General features: G+C 67.1%; 21 protein-coding genes. All 21 read left to right on the forward strand.

Annotated features, from left to right (window positions below; translation table 11 throughout):
* A partial coding sequence (locus AC6EKW_RS14265; protein WP_498514754.1) for a ribonuclease HII occupies positions 1-480 on the forward strand: 480 nt, incomplete at its 5' end.
* Position 481: 1 nt separating this feature from the next.
* Positions 482-838: a YraN family protein gene (locus tag AC6EKW_RS14270; RefSeq protein ID WP_273889332.1), complete on the forward strand. Its 357-nt coding sequence runs from the start codon at positions 482-484 to the stop codon at positions 836-838.
* A gap of 80 nt (positions 839-918) precedes the next feature.
* Positions 919-2,430 carry a YifB family Mg chelatase-like AAA ATPase gene (locus AC6EKW_RS14275; RefSeq protein ID WP_498514755.1) on the forward strand — a complete coding sequence of 504 codons (1,512 nt, stop codon included), beginning with the start codon at positions 919-921 and terminating at the stop codon, positions 2,428-2,430.
* Complete coding sequence (gene dprA, locus AC6EKW_RS14280; RefSeq protein ID WP_498514756.1) at positions 2,417-3,529, forward strand: DNA-processing protein DprA; 1,113 nt, start codon at positions 2,417-2,419, stop codon at positions 3,527-3,529. The genes AC6EKW_RS14275 and dprA overlap by 14 nt, the downstream gene beginning before the upstream one ends.
* Positions 3,530-3,568: 39 nt before the next feature.
* Positions 3,569-4,393, forward strand: a complete 825-nt coding sequence (locus AC6EKW_RS14285; RefSeq protein ID WP_273889329.1) for a FliA/WhiG family RNA polymerase sigma factor — start codon at positions 3,569-3,571, stop codon at positions 4,391-4,393.
* 351 nt (positions 4,394-4,744) lie between these two features.
* Positions 4,745-5,650 carry a 30S ribosomal protein S2 gene (gene rpsB / locus AC6EKW_RS14290; RefSeq protein WP_273889328.1) on the forward strand — a complete coding sequence of 302 codons (906 nt, stop codon included), beginning with the start codon at positions 4,745-4,747 and terminating at the stop codon, positions 5,648-5,650.
* A gap of 2 nt (positions 5,651-5,652) precedes the next feature.
* Positions 5,653-6,240 carry a translation elongation factor Ts gene (gene tsf / locus AC6EKW_RS14295; protein ID WP_273889327.1) on the forward strand — a complete coding sequence of 196 codons (588 nt, stop codon included), beginning with the start codon at positions 5,653-5,655 and terminating at the stop codon, positions 6,238-6,240.
* A 14-nt stretch (positions 6,241-6,254) separates the two neighbouring features.
* Positions 6,255-7,052 (forward strand): UMP kinase, encoded by a 798-nt coding sequence (gene pyrH / locus AC6EKW_RS14300; RefSeq protein WP_273889326.1) that lies wholly within the window; start codon positions 6,255-6,257, stop codon positions 7,050-7,052.
* Positions 7,045-7,605, forward strand: a complete 561-nt coding sequence (gene frr, locus AC6EKW_RS14305; RefSeq protein WP_273889325.1) for a ribosome recycling factor — start codon at positions 7,045-7,047, stop codon at positions 7,603-7,605. Before pyrH ends, frr begins: the two co-directional genes overlap by 8 nt.
* 79 nt (positions 7,606-7,684) lie before the next feature.
* Complete coding sequence (gene uppS / locus AC6EKW_RS14310) at positions 7,685-8,353, forward strand: polyprenyl diphosphate synthase (RefSeq protein ID WP_273889346.1); 669 nt, start codon at positions 7,685-7,687, stop codon at positions 8,351-8,353.
* A 3-nt stretch (positions 8,354-8,356) separates the two neighbouring features.
* Positions 8,357-9,130 (forward strand): phosphatidate cytidylyltransferase, encoded by a 774-nt coding sequence (locus tag AC6EKW_RS14315; protein WP_273889324.1) that lies wholly within the window; start codon positions 8,357-8,359, stop codon positions 9,128-9,130.
* Between the two features lie 74 nt (positions 9,131-9,204).
* Positions 9,205-10,251, forward strand: coding sequence for a M50 family metallopeptidase (locus AC6EKW_RS14320; protein WP_273889323.1), 1,047 nt, complete (start codon positions 9,205-9,207; stop codon positions 10,249-10,251).
* A gap of 96 nt (positions 10,252-10,347) precedes the next feature.
* Positions 10,348-10,800, forward strand: coding sequence for a ribosome maturation factor RimP (rimP, locus tag AC6EKW_RS14325; RefSeq protein WP_498514757.1), 453 nt, complete (start codon positions 10,348-10,350; stop codon positions 10,798-10,800).
* Positions 10,797-11,927 (forward strand): transcription termination factor NusA, encoded by a 1,131-nt coding sequence (gene nusA / locus AC6EKW_RS14330; protein ID WP_273889321.1) that lies wholly within the window; start codon positions 10,797-10,799, stop codon positions 11,925-11,927. The genes rimP and nusA overlap by 4 nt, the downstream gene beginning before the upstream one ends.
* 5 nt (positions 11,928-11,932) lie before the next feature.
* On the forward strand, positions 11,933-14,035 hold the full coding sequence (gene infB, locus AC6EKW_RS14335; protein ID WP_273889320.1) for a translation initiation factor IF-2: 2,103 nt from the start codon (positions 11,933-11,935) through the stop codon (positions 14,033-14,035).
* 9 nt (positions 14,036-14,044) lie between these two features.
* Entirely contained in the window at positions 14,045-14,326 is a 282-nt protein-coding gene (locus tag AC6EKW_RS14340) for a DUF503 domain-containing protein (RefSeq protein WP_273889319.1), read from the forward strand.
* Positions 14,323-14,682, forward strand: coding sequence for a 30S ribosome-binding factor RbfA (gene rbfA, locus AC6EKW_RS14345; RefSeq protein ID WP_273889318.1), 360 nt, complete (start codon positions 14,323-14,325; stop codon positions 14,680-14,682). Before AC6EKW_RS14340 ends, rbfA begins: the two co-directional genes overlap by 4 nt.
* Positions 14,660-15,616 (forward strand): DHH family phosphoesterase, encoded by a 957-nt coding sequence (locus tag AC6EKW_RS14350; protein ID WP_273889317.1) that lies wholly within the window; start codon positions 14,660-14,662, stop codon positions 15,614-15,616. Before rbfA ends, AC6EKW_RS14350 begins: the two co-directional genes overlap by 23 nt.
* 26 nt (positions 15,617-15,642) lie before the next feature.
* Positions 15,643-16,494 carry a tRNA pseudouridine(55) synthase TruB gene (gene truB, locus AC6EKW_RS14355; RefSeq protein WP_498514768.1) on the forward strand — a complete coding sequence of 284 codons (852 nt, stop codon included), beginning with the start codon at positions 15,643-15,645 and terminating at the stop codon, positions 16,492-16,494.
* Positions 16,482-17,378, forward strand: coding sequence for a bifunctional riboflavin kinase/FAD synthetase (locus AC6EKW_RS14360; RefSeq protein ID WP_498514758.1), 897 nt, complete (start codon positions 16,482-16,484; stop codon positions 17,376-17,378). Before truB ends, AC6EKW_RS14360 begins: the two co-directional genes overlap by 13 nt.
* Before the next feature lie 71 nt (positions 17,379-17,449).
* Complete coding sequence (rpsO, locus tag AC6EKW_RS14365) at positions 17,450-17,716, forward strand: 30S ribosomal protein S15 (protein WP_273889070.1); 267 nt, start codon at positions 17,450-17,452, stop codon at positions 17,714-17,716.
* The last annotated feature ends 12 nt before the right edge of the window (positions 17,717-17,728 follow it).

Raw genomic sequence — 17,728 nt, forward strand, 5'->3', positions numbered from 1 at the left:
GTGGTCCTGGGGAGGGGAACGGTCGAGAACCTCGCAGATTCCAAGGTGCTCCGTCCGGAGCGCCGTGAGGCTGCTTACCGCGAGGTGCTGGACCGGGCCGAAGCACTCTCGGTGGTCTCCGTGCCGGCCTGGTGGATCGATCGCCACGGCATCGGAGCGGCGAACCGCCTGGCTCTCGAGCGCGCTATCTCTCTGCTCGAAGGGAGCGCCGGGTGCTACCTGGCCGACGGGAACCTGCGCCTCCGACAGGGGATAGAGAGCCTGCCCGGGGCCGACGGGCGCAGCGCGGTCGTCGCGGCGGCGAGCATAGTGGCCAAGGTACTGCGGGATGCGGCGATGTCCCGGCTCGCCGCGGAGTATCCCGGGTACGGATTCGAACGCAACCGCGGGTACGGAACGCCCGTACACCGTCTGGCGCTCGCCGAGCTCGGACCCTGCAGGGTGCACCGGTTGAGCTACGCCGGGGTGGAGAGCCTCTAGGATGAGCGGCGGGCGGGATGCCGGACGGCTGGGGGAGGACCTTGCGCTCCGGCACCTCGTGCAGGAGGGTTACGAGCTCCTCGCCCGCAACTACAGGACGCGTCGGGGGGAGATAGACCTCATCGTCCGCCGCGGTGCGACCCTGGTCTTCGTCGAGGTCAAGCTGCGCCGGGGGGTGGGGTTCGGAGAACCCCTGGAATCCATCACCCCTCGCAAGCAGGAGAGGATACGCTCCGCGGCGAGCCACTACCTCTCCGGGTTGCCCGAAGACGAGTTCGAGGAGGTGCGCTTCGACGCCATCGGAGTACTAGTCCGAGGGGGGCGTGCGAGCGTAACCCATCTGAAGGACGCCTTCTAACCCCGGGGTTTGCATACAATACGATACTGCTGGTATAATGCCCCTCGCTTCGGCTGGTCCTCTCGTGGGGGGAGTTAGAGATGGCTGTATGCCGGGCTCGGAGCCTGGCGCTGGTCGGCGTAGACGCGGTGCCCGTCGAGGTCGAGGTAGACATAAGCTCCGGTCTGCCGGGGTTTTCGATAGTCGGGCTGCCGGATGCGGCGGTTCAGGAAGCACGGGAGCGGGTGCGGGTTGCGATCTCCAACGCCGGCTACAAGTTTCCGGCGCGCAAGGTGGTGGTGAACCTCGCGCCGGCGAACCTCCGCAAGGAGGGGCCGACCTTCGACCTTCCGATCGCGCTGGCGATACTCGCCGCTTCGGGTGTGCTGCGGGCACGGGTGCTCGAGGGGTGTGCGATCGCCGGTGAGCTCTCGCTCGACGGTGGGGTGCGTGGGATCAGGGGGGCTCTCTCGATGGCGGAGAGGGCGTACGAAGAGGGTCTTCCGCGGCTGCTCCTCCCGGCGCGCAACGCCGCCGAGGCGGCTTGCATGGGACGGGTGGAGGTGTTCGGGGTGGAGAGCCTGCGGGAGGCGGTGGAGTTCCTGGAAGGCGGCGTGAGGATAGAGCCGGCCGTCCCCGAGGCGGATGAGGGGCTCGGGGAAGAGGAGGGGGAGGACGACTTCGCCGACGTCGTGGGACAGGATTTCGCCAAGCGGGCCCTCGAGGTGACCGCGGCGGGCGGACACAACGTGCTCATGTGTGGTCCCCCCGGGGCGGGCAAGACGATGCTCGCGCGGCGTTTGCCCGGCATCCTTCCTCCCCTCACGCTGCAGGAGAGCATCGAGGTCACCAAGGTCTACAGCGCCGCCGGGCAGACCGATGGACGCCTGCTCAGGGTAAGACCGTTCCGCTCTCCCCACCACACCATCTCCACGTCCGGGCTCGCCGGAGGGGGGAGCAATCCGCGCCCGGGGGAGGTCTCTCTCGCCCATCACGGGGTGCTGTTTCTGGACGAGTTGCCCGAGTTTTCCCGCAAGACGCTCGAGGTTCTGCGTCAGCCGCTGGAGGACGGGAGGGTTACGATCGCGCGGGTCGCCGGGACGGTGAGCTACCCGGCCCGGGTGACGCTCGTCTGCTCGATGAACCCCTGCCCGTGCGGCTACGCCGGGGATACGCACCACGAGTGCCGCTGCTCGGCGGCGCAGATGGAGCGTTACCGGAGCCGACTCTCGGGGCCTCTTCTGGACAGGATCGACCTGTTCGTCAACGTGCCGCGGCCCAGGAGGAGGGAGTTGCGCGGGGCACCCCGGGCGGAGGGGTCCGCACGGATCAGGGAGAGGGTGGTGGCGGCCCGGGAGGTTCAGCTCCGGCGCCAGGGGGTACCGAATGCGGCGCTCGGCGGGCGCAGGTTGCGCGAGACGTGCGAGCTCGACGGGGAAGCCGAGGCGCTCTTTTCGGCGGCGATCGACCGGATGGGCCTCTCCGGGAGGGCGCACGACAGGATCCTGCGCGTGGCGCGCACCGTGGCCGATCTGTCGGGGGAGGCGAGGATCTCGGTGGACCATCTGGCGGAAGCCCTCAACTACAGGAGGACGAGCCTTGTCGGGGCATGAGAAGAGAGAGGCCTACCTGCTGCTCTCCCTGGTGCAGGCTCGGGCGGGGGCGAGCATCGTGCGCGGCCTCGGGGACGCAGATCCCCGCATCCTCCTCGAGGAGCCGCTGGAGCGGCTGCGCGAGCGGATCGAGCTGAACGAGAAGACGGCCGGGATCCTCGAAGAGATCCGACGCGGTTTCGACGCCGGGGAGGTCGTGGCGGCGCTCGAGGAGGGAGGAGCCCGGGTGGTGACCCTGGCCGACGAGGGGTATCCGGAGCGGTTGCGGCGGATCCCGGATCCCCCGCCGGCGCTCTTCGTCTGCGGGAGGGAGATACCGGAGGCGCCGTCGGTCGCGATCGTCGGTTCGCGCAAGGCCTCGGCCGGTGCTTTGGAGGCGGCGAGGGAGCTGGGCGAGGCCCTCGCAGGACGGGGCGTGAACGTCGTCAGCGGGCTCGCCCTCGGCGTGGACGCCGCGGCCCACGAAGGGGCGCTGGAGACCCCGGGGACGACCGTCGGCGTGCTCGGGTGCGGGATCGACGTGGTGTACCCGCGGAAGAACCGCGACCTTTACCGGAGGGTCGAGGAGCAGGGAACTATCCTCTCCGAGTACTTCCTCGGCGAGCCGCCGCTCGCCTGGAGGTTCCCGGCCCGCAACAGGATAATCGCGGGGCTCGCCGACACCGTCGTCGTCGTGGAGGCACCCCAGAGGAGCGGAGCCCTCATCACCGCCCGGCATGCTCTTGACGCGGGGAGGGAAGTCTGGGCCGTGCCCGGCCCGATAGGCGTGCCCGAGTGTCGGGGGTCGAACCGTCTGATCTCCGAGGGCGCCACCCCACTCTGGGACGTCGGTGAGTTCGTCGAGTCGGTCGCGCCTCCCTCGGAGGAGGAGCGCAGGTGGCACGAATCGCTCACCGAAAATCTCTGGGCCGTTCTACCCCACAGGGAGGCCGCCGTCCTGGCCGGCATAGGCTTCACGCCGTGCAGCGTGGACCAGATCTCCCGCAGGAGCGGTGTGGGGTTGCAGGAAGTCGTGCGCGTCCTGCCGTTGTTGGAGCTCAAAGGTTATGTCCGCCGCGACGCGAGCGGGATGCTCTCCCGCACGGGACCCGTGAGATGAGGAGGCGCCCGTGAGGTTCTGGAGCTGGAGGGGGTCTTCTTGGGTATCGGAGGTGGTCATACTCTAGGACGTCTGTGGGAGCGCTACCTCGCTCGCCGCAACGAGCTTGCGAGGCTCTCGCCGGACGATCCTGCCCGCCTCGGCCTGCGGCGGCAGGTCAACCGGCTCAAGGAAAGGCTGATGGTCAACTACTCACCGCTCGTCAAGTACGTCACCGGCCGTATGCCCGCCGGGATAAAGGGAACGGTCGAGACCGAGGAGCTCGTCTCCTGGGGACAGGTGGGCCTCCTCGACGCCATAGAGACCTTCGACCCCGAGAGACAGACCAAGTTCGAGACGTACGCGATCTCGAAGATACGGTGGGCGATGCTCGACGAATTCCGGAGGCAGGACTGGGTACCGAGGAGGGTGCGGTCCCAGATAAAGGACGCCGAGCTGGTTACCTCACGGCTGGCGCAGAACCTGCGCCGGAACCCGACCGAACTCGAGGTCGCCGGCGAGATGAACCTGCCTCTGGACGAGTACCGCAACCTGCTGGGGTGGTATACCAGATCGAGGATATACTCCCTCGAGGCCAGAATGGAGATGAGCGAGCGCCTCGGAGGCGAACTGCACGGCATGATCTCCGATCTCGGAGCCGCCGATCCCCAGTCGGAGGCGAACCGTACGGACCTCAGACGACACCTGGCCGAAGCGATAAGCGAGCTCGGCGAGCAGGAGCGGGTCGTCGCCACCTTCTACTTCTACGAAGGGCTCACCCTCCGGGAGATAGGCCGGGCCCTAAGCCTCTCCGAAGGGCGAATCTCTCAGATCCTCCGCCAGGCCCTCATCAAACTCAGATCCAAGCTGGAGGAGAACCGTTAGGAGAGATAGAAAAAGCCCCGGCGGTTGTTGTTGTTGTTGTTGTGAAGGCGCTGGAGGGGGAACTCCAGCTGATCTCAACCGGGGCAACAGGATTATCCGACAGGGCGGGTAACGACTCCATATAGAGCGTGTAACGATTATGTTACGGATGGTTGAGATGGTGTTACTCGTGGAGGTGTGGGCGTCTAGAAGGAACATTTGTGGTGTGCTAGTATCATCGGAGTTTGAGCACGCACGCCTGCGAGGAGCCTCTGAGAGAGCCCCAGAATGAGGTGGTGGTCTGCGCCCGGCGCGGACTTCGTACGCAGGCGGAGGAGAGAACCACCTGATCGCAACAAGGAGCGGAGAGACTTGGAGAACGCGACCCAGCAGAAGATAGGCGTAAGGGAGCTGCTAGAGGCGGGGGTACACTTCGGGCACCAGGCCAAGCGGTGGAACCCGAAGATGAAGCGCTACATCTTCGCCGAGCGCGCGGGGGTACACATCATAGATCTCGACCAGACCCTGACGCTGCTCGACCGGGCGCTGGCCTTCGTCAGGGACGTGGCCGCCGCCGGGCAGGACATACTCTTCGTCGGGACGAAGAAGCAGGCGCAGCTCACGATCACCGAGCAGGCGCTGAGGTGTGGGCAGCCGTACGTCGCGGAGCGTTACATCGGCGGCATGCTCACCAACTTCCGCACGATCCGGCCGCGGATCGAGTACTTCAAGCAGCTCGCGGCCCGGGTGGCGGAGACGCCCGAGGAGGAGCGCACGAGCAAGGAGTGGTTCGCGCTCGAGAAGGAGTACCAGAAGCTGCGGCGCAACTTCGCCGGCATCACCGAGATGGAGCGTCTGCCCGGGGCGCTGTACGTCGTGGACCCCAAGCGGGAGGAGCTGATAGTCCGGGAGGCGAACCGGCTGAAGATACCGGTGGTCGCGCTCACCGACACCAATTGCGACCCGGACGTGATCGACTACGTGATCCCGGGCAACGACGACGCCATCCGTTCGATAAACCTGATCACGCGCCTCATCGCCGACGCCATACTCGAGGGGCGCGGTGGTGAGGAGATAAAGGATACGGACCGTCCGATACCGCCGGCGGTCGAGGAGGCGAAGGCGGCCGAGCCGCAGGTGCCCATCGGTGAAGAGGAGGGGACGGAAGAGGCTGCTCCTTCCTCTTCGGGGGAGGAGGAACCCGGAGATGGCGAGGTCGGCGTGTCCGCGGGCGAGGGACAGCCTGTAGAGTCGGAGGAAGAAGAGGAGAGAGGATAGGTTTGGCGAGCACGATAGAGAAGATCAAGCAGCTGCGGGAGGAGACCGCGGCCGGGATGATGGACGTTAAGCGGGCTCTGGAGGAGTCCGGCGGGGACATCGAGGCGGCGCGCAGGGTGCTGCGGGAGCGCGGGCAGGCCGCCGCCGAAAAGAAGAGCGGCCGTGAGGCCCACGAGGGCCTGATCGAGGCGTACGTGCACTTCAACGGCCGGGTCGGGGTGCTCGTCGAGGTCAACTGCGAGACGGATTTCGTGGCGCGCACGCCGGAGTTCAAGGAGTTCGCCCGCAACATCGCGATGCACATCGCTTCGATGAAGCCGCTGTGTGTCTCGGTCGACGACATCCCCGAGGAGGCTCTCTCGGAGGAGCGCGAGATCGTCGAGAAGCAGGTCGCCGAGATGGGCAAGCCGGAGAACATCGCGCGTCAGATCGTGGAGGGGCGCCTCAAGAAGTGGGCCTCCGAGCGGGCCCTGCTCACGCAGCCCTACGTCAAAGACCCCGGCAAGACGGTGGAGGACCTGCTCAAGGAGCAGGTGCAGAAGCTCGGGGAGAACATCGTGGTCCGGCGCTTCGTCCGGTACGAGCTCTAGGCCCGGGGAGGTCCATGGCCGGGTCCGTGAGGAAGAGCGAAGAGGAGCCCGCCGCTGCCAGTCAGCCCCTCGGCCCCATAAAGCGGGTCGTACTCAAGCTCTCCGGCGAGAGCCTCGCCGGAAACGGCGGCTATGGCATCGCTCCCGCTGCGCTCGACGCCACCGCCACGCAGGTTCTGGAGGCCGTCGAAGCAGGAGCCGAGCTCGCGGTGGTCGTGGGCGGCGGGAACATCTTCCGCGGTTCGCGGGTCGCCGAGGAGCTCGGGATCGAGAGCGCCACCGCCGACTACATGGCGATGCTCGGGACCGTCATAAACGCCCTGGCGTTGCAGGCGGCGCTCGAGCGACGCGGGGTCCCCACGCGGGTGCAGTCGGCGATACAGATCCAGGAGGTCGCCGAAGCATACATCCGCCGCAGGGCGATAAGGCATCTGGAGAAGGGGCGGGTGGTGATCTTCGCCGCCGGGACCGGCAACCCCTTCTTCACGACCGACACGGGCGCTGCCCTGCGGGCGCTGGAGATCGGGGCGGATGCGTTGCTCATGGCCAAGAACCGGGTGGACGGGGTCTACGACCGGGACCCCAGGGTTTACCCGGACGCCGTGCGCATCCCGCGCCTGACGTACATGGATCTGCTCTCGAAGAACCTCTCGGTGATGGATCATACGGCGGCCACGCTGTGCGGTGGGGAGCAACTTCCGATCATCGTTTTCGATATACTGAAGCCTGGCAACTTGCGCCGCATACTCAAAGGCGAGCGCGTGGGCTCCCTGGTGTGGAAGGACGGGAGCGGAGGAGAGAGCGATGTCTGAGGTTGTGGATCTCACGGCTGCGGAGAGGCGGATGAAAGGCGCCGTCGAGGCCGTGAAGCGAGAGTTCGGAGCGGTGCGCACCGGGCGCGCCAACCCCTCGTTGCTGGACAGGGTCGAGGTCGAGGCGTACGGCACGAAGGTTCCCCTGAAGAGCCTGGCCAGCATCAGCGTCCCCGAACCTCGCCTCCTGTCCGTCACCCCGTTCGACCCCAACTCGATAAAGGACATCGAGCGCGCGATACGCAACTCCGAGCTCGGCCTCAACCCGCAGAACGACGGCAAGATCATCCGCATACCCATCCCGGAGCTGACCGAGGAGCGCCGGCGCGAGTTGATCCGGCTCGTCCACCACATGGCCGAGGAGGGCCGGGTCGCGGTGCGCAACATCCGGCGCGACGAGATGAAGGACATCGCCGAGCTGAAGAAGATGGGTGAGATCTCCGAGGACGACGAGCGCCGGGCGGAGGAGGAGCTGCAGAAGCTCACCAACCGCTACATAAACCGCATAGACGCCGCGCTCGAGGAGAAAGAAGCCGAACTTCGGGAGGTTTGAGCTCCTGCAGCCGTTGAAAGAACGTGTTTTCGGGGTGCCCGCCCGTTCCGAGGGTGGACGGGGCGCGGTACCGCGGCATGTGGCGATAATCATGGACGGCAACGGTCGGTGGGCGAAGAGGAGGCTGCTGCCACGCACCGCCGGGCACCGGGCCGGGGTCACCGTGCTCACGCCGCTGCTCGAGACCGCCGGCAGGATGGGGGTGGAGTTCCTCACGCTGTACGCTTTCTCGACGGAGAACTGGATCCGCCCCGAATCCGAGGTGAACACGCTCATGGAGCTCTTTCTGGAGACGGCGCGCAGCAAGGTGCCGGAGCTCAACGAGCGTGGGGCGAGGCTGAGGTTCATGGGCAGGCGCGAAAAGCTTCCCGCCGCGGTGTGCGAGGCGATCGAAGAGGCGGAGCGCCTCACCGCGCACAACGACCGCCTGAACGTCTACATAGCGCTCAACTACGGCGGTCGCAGCGAGATAGTCGACGCCGCCCGGCGCATCGTGGCCGATGGGGTTCCCCCGGAGGAGCTCGACGAGGCGACCTTCGGGCGCTACCTCTACGCGCCGGAGGCCCCGGAGGTGGACCTCGTCATACGCACCAGCGGGGAGCTGAGGGTGTCGAACTTTCTGCTCTGGCAGATCGCCTACGCCGAGTTCTACGTCACGGAGACCCTCTGGCCGGACTTCTCACCCGAGGAGTTCGTCAAAGCCATCGAGTGGTTCGGGACCAGGTCCCGGCGCCGGGGCGGGGTGTAGAAATTGCTCCGGTGGCGGCTCGCCACCGCGCTCATCCTGCTTCCGGTGATAGCCGGGGTGATCGCCGCCGGCCGGTGGGTGATCCTGGCGGCGCTCGTCGTCGTGGCCGTCATCGCGGCGTACGAGGTCTCCCAGGCCCTGCCTCCCTTCCCTTTCTCGGCCGGGGTGGTCGCCGGGCTCGGACCGGTGGTGCTCTCCGGTCCTTTCGGGGTTTCTGGGGCGCTCGGCGGCAGCCTGCTCGTGCTTCCGGTGACGCTCGCCATCCTGCTCGAGCGGCGCGGGGCGCGCACGCCCCTGGTCTTGCTCGCCGGGTTCATGATGGCGCTCTGGGTCGGGGTGCCGCTCGCCTATGTCGGGCTTCTGGCCGGGCTCCCCCACGGGCGTCTGCTGGTGGTTCTGCTGCTCGTCGGAAGTTGGGCCTCCGATTCGGGGGCGTACTTCACGGGGCTCCTCGTGGGCCGGCGGCTCCTGGCCCCGGAGGTGAGCCCCAAGAAGACCGTGGAGGGAGCCGTCGGCGGACTCGTCGCCGCCACCGTCCTGGTCGGCGTGGGGGCTTCGCACTTCCTCGGGCTCGGTCTCTGGCAATCGTTCGTCGCGGGTGGGGTCATCTCGGTCTTCGGGCAGGCCGGAGACCTTTTCGAGTCCTCGGTCAAGAGAATCCTCGGGATAAAAGACCTCGGCAGGCTGCTGCCGGGGCACGGCGGCATGCTGGACAGGGTGGACAGCCTGCTCTTCGCCGCCCCGGTGCTCTACTACCTGGTCGTGCTGGCCTCGTAGCCGGCCCGGGCGCGGCGGTATGTGCGGTAAGATAACCGCGAGAAGCCTCCGGCGAACTTCTGAGAGGTAGAGACTTGACCGTAATCATAGCCATACTCGGCCTGATCTTCCTGATCGTCATCCACGAGATGGGGCACATGCTCACGGCGAAGGCGCTCGGCGTGCACGTACCCGAGTTCAGCGTCGGCTTCGGTCCCGCGCTTTTGCAGAGAAAGATCGGGCGGACGGTCTACTCTTTCAGGATCGTACTGCTCGGTGGTTTCGCCAGGATGGCCGGGATGGACGACGAAGAGAAGGGACCGGACACCTACCCCGCCAAGCCACCGTGGAGGCGGGCCCTCATAATCCTCGCCGGTCCGTTCACCAACATCCTCGCCTCCATCGTCATCCTCGCTCTGGTCTACATGTTCTCCGGCGTCATAACGGGTGCGAGCATGCGCGTCGAGAACGTGGTGCCACACTCGTTCGCGGCGCAGGCGGGCGTGAAACCGGGGGACGAGATCGTGGCGTTCGACGGCAGGAAGATGAGCGGCTGGAGCGAGTTCCAGAAGGCCGTCTCCTCCCAGAAGCCCGGCGAGAAGGCCACCCTGGTGGTCAGGAGGGACGGCCACAGGGTGACCTTCTCCGGCAGGCTCGGCAAGAACCCGGACGATCCGAGACAGGCGCTCGTCGGGGTGCAGCCCCAGCCGGTGCGCAGGACCTACGGTCCGCTCGAGGCCACCGGGCTCGCGGCGAGCAGGGTCTGGTTCGTCACCGAACAGCTCGGTTCTTTCATCGGACAGCTCGCGAGCGGGCAACAGAGCTTCTCCAAGAGCGTCAGCGGCCCGATCGGGATCGTCGCCATAAGCAGCGAGTCGGTCTCGCAGGGGTACTTCTTCTCCCTGCTCTCGTTCATAAGCCTCAACCTCGGGCTCTTCAACCTGATCCCGCTGCTTCCCCTCGACGGGGGGCACCTGCTCGTCATAGCCGCCGAGAAGGTACGCGGGAGGCCGGTCAGCAAGGAGACGGTGATGAAGATCGCCGCCTTCGGGCTCACCCTGCTCCTTGCGGTCTTTCTGTTCGCCACCTACGGGGATCTGAACAAGCTCTTCGAGGGCAAACCGTTCATCCCCAACCGCTAGGACGCCTTGTAACCTACATACTCTGATGTACAATGAGGTTGTTGTGGAGCAAGGGGTCCGCAAGGACTCGTTGCTTTTTTAACGCCCGCAGGAGGTTTGGAGACGGCGAAGCTTGAGAGGCTGGCACAGGTCGTAGAAGAGGTGCTGCCCGCCGGGACGGAGCTGGTCGAGGCCCGCTTCGGCGGCGGGCCCCTGCTGACGCTTCTCGTGGACCGGGAGGACGGCCCGGTCGATCACGAGTTCTGCGCGCAGGTGACATCGCTGGTCTCGCCCGCCCTCGAGGCCGAGGGATACGCTGGAATGATAGAGGTCTCCTCGCCCGGTATCGAGCGCCCCCTGACCAAACCCGAACACTTCCGGCGCTTCGCCGGCCGGGAGGCCAAGGTGAAGCTCGGGGAGCCGGTGGACGGCAGGCGCAACTTCACCGGGGTCATAGAGCGGGCCGGGGAGGAGAGCTTCGTGTTGAGGCTCTCGGAGGGAGGCGGGAGGGTGGAGCTGCCGTACCGCTCCGTCACGCGCGCGCACCTCAAGGAGGACATACGGTTATGAACACGGCATTGCTTTCGGCGCTGCACGAAATAGAGACGGAGAAGGGGATACCCTTCGATACGGTCAAGGAGGTTCTGGAGGAATCCCTGCTCGCCGCCTACGAGAAGAGAGAGGGAGCGGTGGAGGGGGCGGAGGTCGTCCTCGACCGTGAGACCGGAGAGCTGAGGGTGATGAAGGACGGGGAGGACATAACCCCGCACGACTTCACCCGGATCGCGGCTCAGGTCATGCGTCAGACCTTCTACCAGCGCCTCAACGAGATCCACAACCGGCAGCTCCTCGAGGAATACGGGGAGCGCATCGGTGAGGTGGTGACCGGCATCGTCCAGCAGGCGCACCGCAGGATGACCATCGTGGATCTCGGGAGGGTCGAGGCGATCCTCCCGGCGAGCGAGCAGGTTCCGGGCGAGCGCTACGAGAACGGCCAGCGCTTGAGGGTCTACCTGCTCGAGATCCGGGAACCCGGACGGGGCCCCTCCCTGGTGGTGAGCCGCCGGCACGAGGGGCTGCTGCGGGGCCTCTTCGAGCTGGAGGTGCCCGAGATCTACGACGGACTCGTCGAGATCAAGGCCGTCGCCCGCGAGGCCGGGCTGCGTTCGAAGATCGCGGTGTGGTCCAACGAGTCCGGGATAGACCCGGTCGGGGCCTGCGTGGGGCCGCGCGGCAGCCGGGTGCGGGCGGTGGTCTCCGAGCTCCGGAACGAGAAGATAGACATCATCCAGTGGGACCCGGACCCGGCGCGCTTCATCGCCAAGGCGCTCTCGCCCGCGCGGGTGCGCGAGGTCTACCTGGACGAGGAGGAGAGGCAGGCCGAGGTGATAGTGCCGGACGACCAGCTCTCGCTGGCGATAGGGCGCGAGGGGCAGAACGCCCGGCTCGCCGTGAAGCTCACCGACTGGAAGATAGACATAAAGCCCGAGAGCCAGGCGATCGAGCTGGACGAAGAGGAGGACGACTGGGAGCCTGACGAAGAGTCCTCGATGCACCGCTGCCGGGCCGTGCTCTCGAACGGCAAGCGGTGCGCCAACATGGCGCTCCCGGGGTCGCTTTTCTGCGGGATACCGTCCCACCAGGCTCAGGCCAAGGACTTCGAAGACCTGGTGGAGGGCTCCGATAGCGGGAGGTAGTGAGAATGAGCAAACGCGTATACGAGATTGCCCGCGAGCTCTCCCTCGATACGAAAGAGGTGATGGGGCGTCTGAACGACGCGGGCGTGGAGGTGAAGAACCACTTCGCGGCGGTCGAGGATCCGGTCTACGAGCGGGTCTTCGGAGACCTCTCCGGCAACGGTGGGGCCAGGACGGCTGGGGGGAAAGGTCGGGGGTCTAGGGAAGAACGTTCCCGCGGCAAGGGTTCTTCGAAGGGCGGTAAGAAGCGCCGCAGGGTGGTCATAGACGCGAGTGCGACGAGCCGTGGTTCTTCGAAGGCGCACGAGGAGGCTCCTGCGGGACGGGAGGAGGCGCAGCCCTCCGGCGGCAAGAAAGGCGGCGGTGGGTCGGACGCCGTGCGCGTCGAGCCCGGCGCGACGGTGAACGATCTGGCGGAGGCCATCGGTGTGCCGGGGGCCCAGATCGTCAAGGTGCTCTTCGAGCTCGGGGAGATGAAGACCGTCACCCAGACGCTCTCGACCGAGGAGATAGAGCTCGTCGCCGAGGCGCTCGGCGTGAAGGTGGAGATCGGTGGCGCCGAGGAGCCTGCGCCCGAGGAGGGCGGGGCGGAGGACTCCCCGGAAGACCTCGTCGAGAAACCGCCGGTGGTCACGGTGATGGGGCACGTGGACCACGGCAAGACCTCGCTGCTCGACTACATCCGCAACACCAGCGTCGCTTCCGGCGAGGCCGGGGGGATAACCCAGCACATCGGGGCCTACCAGGTCGAGGTCGACGGGCGCAGGATAACCTTCATCGACACCCCGGGACACGAGGCGTTCACCGAGATGCGCGCCCGCGGGGCGCAGGTCACCGACATCGTGGTGCTCGTCGTGGCGGCCGACGACGGGGTGATGCCTCAGACTGAGGAGGCCATAGAGCACGCCCGGGCGGCCGGGGTTCCGATCGTGGTGGCGCTCAACAAGATCGACCTGCCGGACGCCAACCCGGACAGGGTCTACGGCGAGCTGGCCGAGCGGGGCCTGACCCCCGAGGCGTGGGGCGGCGAAACCGTGACGGTGCCGGTCTCGGCGAAGACGGGCGAGGGGGTGGACGAGCTCCTGGAGAACATCCTGGTCGTCGCCGAGCTCGAGGAGCTCAGGGCGAACCCCAAGGCTCCGGCGAGCGGGTACGTGATCGAGAGCGAGCTCGAGACGGGGCGCGGGCCGGTCGCCACCCTGCTCATAACCCGGGGCACCCTGCACAAAGGCGACGTGGTCCTCGCTGGCACCGCCTACGGCCGGGTGCGGGCGATGCTCGACTACACGGGCAAGAGGATCAAGGAGGCCACCCCCGGCACGCCGGTCGAGATCCTGGGCCTCTCCGGCGTGCCCGAGGCGGGGACGCGCTTCGAGGTCGTCGAGCACGAACGCATAGCGCGCTCGCGCGCCGAGCAGCAGGAGGCCGCCCTCCGGCGTCAGGAGCTGGCGGAGAGCGGACCACGCCGGACGCTGGAGGATCTCCTCGGTGAGGGCGGAACCCAGGAGCTCAACCTGGTCGTCAAGGCCGACGCCGCGGGTTCGGTCGAGGCGCTCAAGGACGCGCTCGCGAAGCTCTCCACCGACGAGGTGCGCATAAACATCGTCCGCTCGGGTGTCGGGGCGCTGACGGACTCCGACGTGATGCTCGCCTCGGCCTCGGACGGCATCCTGCTCGGCTTCAACGTCCGCCCGACGAACACCGCCAAGCAGCTCGCCGAGCGCGAGGGCGTGGAGATACGCACCTACAACGTCATCTACAAGGCGATCGAGGAGATCGAGGCGGCCATGCGCGGGATGCTCGCGCCCGAGGAGACTGAGCGGGAGACCGGCACGGCCGAGGTGCGCCAGACCTTCCGGGTGCCGAACGTGGGCACCGTCGCCGGCTGCTACGTCTCGAGCGGTGAGATCTCCCGCAACGACCGCGTGCGGGTGGTGCGCGAGGGCGTCGTGATCTACGACGGCCAGGTCGCCTCGCTCAGGCGCTTCAAGGACGACGTGCGCTCGGTCCGGCAGGGCTTCGAGTGCGGCGTCGGCATAGAGAACTTCAACGACGTAAAAGAGGGTGACGTCCTGGAGTTCTACCAGGTCGTCGAGGTACCGAGGTAGAGTGCGGCCTTGCTCTTCGCGCTACGTCTGGAGCTGGAGCTGCCCTACGCGGCGAGCCTCAAGGACAAGCGGCAGACCATACGCTCCATAAAGGAGCGCCTGAGGCACAAGAACGTCTCGGTGGTCGAGTGCGATCACCAGGACCTCTGGCAGAGGGCCACGATCGAGGTGGCCCTCGCCGCGGTCTCACCCGCAGCCGCGGAGCAGAGGCGGGAGGAACTGCGCCGGATCCTTCTGGGCTATGAGGAGCTCTCGATCCTCGACTGGCGGGAGGAGTTTCTGAAGCTGTGAGCGAACGCACGAGGAAGATAGAGTCGCAGCTGAGGGAGATCGTGGGCGACGAGGTGGCCGCGCTCTCGGACCCCCGCATAAAGGGGCTCGTGACGGTGACGGACGTCAGGGTGAGCGCGGACCTCTCGCGGGCGACGGTGTTCTACAGCGTGCTCGCCGGGAACGACGAGCGGGAGGCCCACGAGGGCCTGCAGAGCGCCGCGGGGCGCGTCCAGGCCGCCGTGGCCGCCCAGACGCACCTGCGTCGCACGCCCCGGCTGCGCTTCGAGCCGGACCCGGTGGTGGAGCGGGCGACGAAGATAGAGTCCGTACTGAGGGAGGTAAAGAGAGACGATGACGACCCGAGCGGAGGTTAACACGCCGGCGGAGGTGGCCGCTTTCCTCAAGGGCATCAGCCGGGCCGCGGTCACCACCCACACCGGCGTGGACGGGGACGCCGTGGGATCGGCGGTGGCCCTCGTCTATCTGTTGCGCAAGCTGGGGGCCGAGGCCGTCTTCTGCCACGGCGAGCCCGTACCCGAATACCTCCGCTGGCTTTTGCCGCACGAGCAGCTCTTCGAGGCCCCCGAGGGTTACGACCTGCTCGTCGTCGACACCTCCCGCGCCGACCGGGCCGGTGTCGGTGGAACCCCGCGGCTGAACATCGACCACCACGAGGACAACCCCCTCTACGCCGAGTACAACCTGGTAAACCCCCGGGCCGCGGCGAGCGCGGAGATCGTCTACGACCTCTACCTCGAGCTCGGGGTCGAGGTGGACAAACCCGCGGCCGAGGCGCTCTACACGGCGATAAGGACCGACACGGGCGGCTTCCGCTTCCGCAACGTCTCCCCCCGGGCGCACGAGATAGTCGCCGAACTGATGCGCGCGGGGGTCGTGCCGGCGGAGATGTACGACCGCCTCAACCGCACGGCGACCATCGAGCAGCTCAACATCGTGGGCCTCTGCCTGGCGAAGGCCCGGCGCTACGGCGAGGTCGTCGTGACCACGATCGAGAACGAGGACTACGAGCGCACCGGGGCCACCGAGCTCGACTCCAAGGAGGCGATAGACTACCTGCGCAGCGTGGCGGGCGTGGACGTGGTCGCCCACCTGCGCGAGGTTCCCGAGGGGACGAAGGCCTCGCTGCGCTCGGAGACGGTGGACGTGGGCGAGATCGCCCGCCGCTTCGGCGGCGGGGGACACCGTCTGGCCGCGGGCTACACCGTCGAGGGCGTGCGCCCGGAGAAGGCGAAGGAGATGCTCCTGGCGGAGCTCGCCGGGGTGGTCGACCTCGGAGGCACCCGATAGCGCGCCCGACTCTCTCGGGGGCTCTGCTGCTGGACAAGCCTTCCGGCACGACGAGCGCCCGAGCCCTCGACCCGGTCAAGCGACTCTTGCCCCGCCGCACCAAAGTGGGCCATGCAGGGACGCTGGACCCGATGGCCTCCGGACTCCTGGTCGTCCTCGTCGGACGCGCGACGAGGCTCTCCCGGTACGTGATGGATCTGCCCAAGACCTACCTGGCGACGGCCCGCTTCGGCGCCACCTCGGACACCCTCGACGCCGACGGCGAGATCGTCGAGATCGAGGGCGCGACCCTGCCGCCGGAGGCGGAGATCCGGGCGTCCCTCCCCGGCTTCACCGGGGAGATCCTGCAGACCCCGCCCATGGTCTCCGCCCTCAAGGTGGGCGGCGAACGGCTCTACGATCTGCACCGCCGCGGTATCTCCGTCGAACGCGAACCCCGCCGCGTCCGGGTCGAGCGTTTCGAACTCGTCTCCTTTGATCCCCGACGTGACGAGGCGACCTTCTCCATAACCTGCGGCTCGGGAACCTACGTCCGCTCCCTCGTCTCCGACCTCGCCGCCTCCCTCGGGAGCGCCGCCTACCTCACCTCCCTGCGCCGCCTCTCGACCGGACACCTGCACGTAAAGGACGCCCTCCCCCCCGAAGCACTGGACGCGGAATCCGTGTATAAACGCATAATACATCCACGAAAGTTGCTGGAGCACCTGCCGGCGAGGGAGGTGGACGAGGGAGAGGCCATCGCGGTCTGCAACGGGAGGACGATGAGATGGGGTGAGCCGCGGGGCAGCTTCCGCGTCGAGCGGGGGGGCAGGCTGCTCGCGGTGTACCGGGGGGAGGGGGGCCGGTCGGTTCCGGAGGTGGTACTGTGCGCGGGGTAGTGGTGGCTCTGGGAAACTTCGATGGGGTGCATCTCGGGCACAGGGCCGTGATCCGGGCCGCGACAGAAGAAGGAGCCCGGCTGGGCATACCCGTTTTCGCAGCCACCTTCTGGCCGCATCCGAGGGAGGTGCTTTCGCCTGGGGGGGGACCTCCGCTGCTGACCACGCTCGAGCAGAGGAGGGAGCTTCTGCTCGGGTGTGGTGTCGACGAGGTTCGGGTCGTGAAATTCGATGCGGGGATGGCGCGCAAGAGCCCCCGGGAGTTCGTCGAAGAGGTTCTCCTAGGCGAGCTCGGGGCGCGCGTCGTCGTCGTCGGGGAGAACTTCCGGTTCGGGCACCGGGCGGCCGGGAGCACGGAGGATCTGGAGGAGTTCATGCGCAGGAGCGGCGGCCGGGTACGGGTGGTCGGGCTCGAGCGGGGTGATGGGGAGAGGGTGAGTTCGACCAGGATCAGGGAGTTGATCGCACGCGGGGAAGTACGGGAGGCGGCGCGGCTGCTCGGTCGGCCGCATGCGGTCAGAGGAGAGGTGATGGAGGGCGAGAAGCGGGGACGCAAGATAGGGTTCCCCACGGCCAACCTGATCCCGGACGGCAGGGTAGCCGTTCCGGCGCGGGGCGTGTACGCCGGGTTCGTCAGGGTGGAGGGAGAAGAGCACGCCGCCTGCACCAACGTCGGGGTGGCCCCCACCTTCGGCGGCCGTGTCGTACGTGTGGAGGCCCATATCCTGGATTTTCAGGGTGATCTCTACGGCAGGACGGTGGACGTCGCCTTCGTCGAGAGGATAAGGTCGGAGAAGCGCTTCTCGGGCGTAGAGGAGCTCAGGGACCAGATAGCGACCGACGTGCACAAAGCCCGCGAGATCCTCCAGGGCAAGACGTTTTGATGCATGTGTTAGCATATAGGCCGAAAAGAGTTCGAGCAGAAAAGAGAAAAGAAAGACTTGAGAGGTAAAAGTTGGCGGTAGTGGAAGACAAGCAGAAGATCATAGAAGAGTATCGGACGCACGAGGACGACACCGGGTCGCCCGAGGTGCAGGTCGCGATACTGACGCAGCGGATCAACCACTTGACCGAGCACCTGCGCACCCACAAGCACGACTACCATTCTCGCCAGGGGCTTCTGAAGATGGTCGGCAAGCGGCGCCGGCTTTTGAACTACCTGGCGAAGAACGACGTCGAGCGCTACAGGTCGCTGATCAGCAGGCTCGGCCTGCGGCGGTAGAAGAACCTTTAT

This window comes from Rubrobacter sp. M3-4, from assembly GCF_059772285.1.

Coding starts and splice junctions, on each gene's coding strand:
- AC6EKW_RS14270 (WP_273889332.1), top strand. CDS start 482: ATGAGCGGCGGGCGGGATGCCGGACGGCTGGGGGAGGACCTTGCGCTC.
- AC6EKW_RS14275 (WP_498514755.1), top strand. CDS start 919: ATGGCTGTATGCCGGGCTCGGAGCCTGGCGCTGGTCGGCGTAGACGCG.
- pyrH (WP_273889326.1), top strand. CDS start 6,255: ATGGCCGGGTCCGTGAGGAAGAGCGAAGAGGAGCCCGCCGCTGCCAGT.
- frr (WP_273889325.1), top strand. CDS start 7,045: ATGTCTGAGGTTGTGGATCTCACGGCTGCGGAGAGGCGGATGAAAGGC.
- nusA (WP_273889321.1), top strand. CDS start 10,797: ATGAACACGGCATTGCTTTCGGCGCTGCACGAAATAGAGACGGAGAAG.
- infB (WP_273889320.1), top strand. CDS start 11,933: ATGAGCAAACGCGTATACGAGATTGCCCGCGAGCTCTCCCTCGATACG.
- AC6EKW_RS14350 (WP_273889317.1), top strand. CDS start 14,660: ATGACGACCCGAGCGGAGGTTAACACGCCGGCGGAGGTGGCCGCTTTC.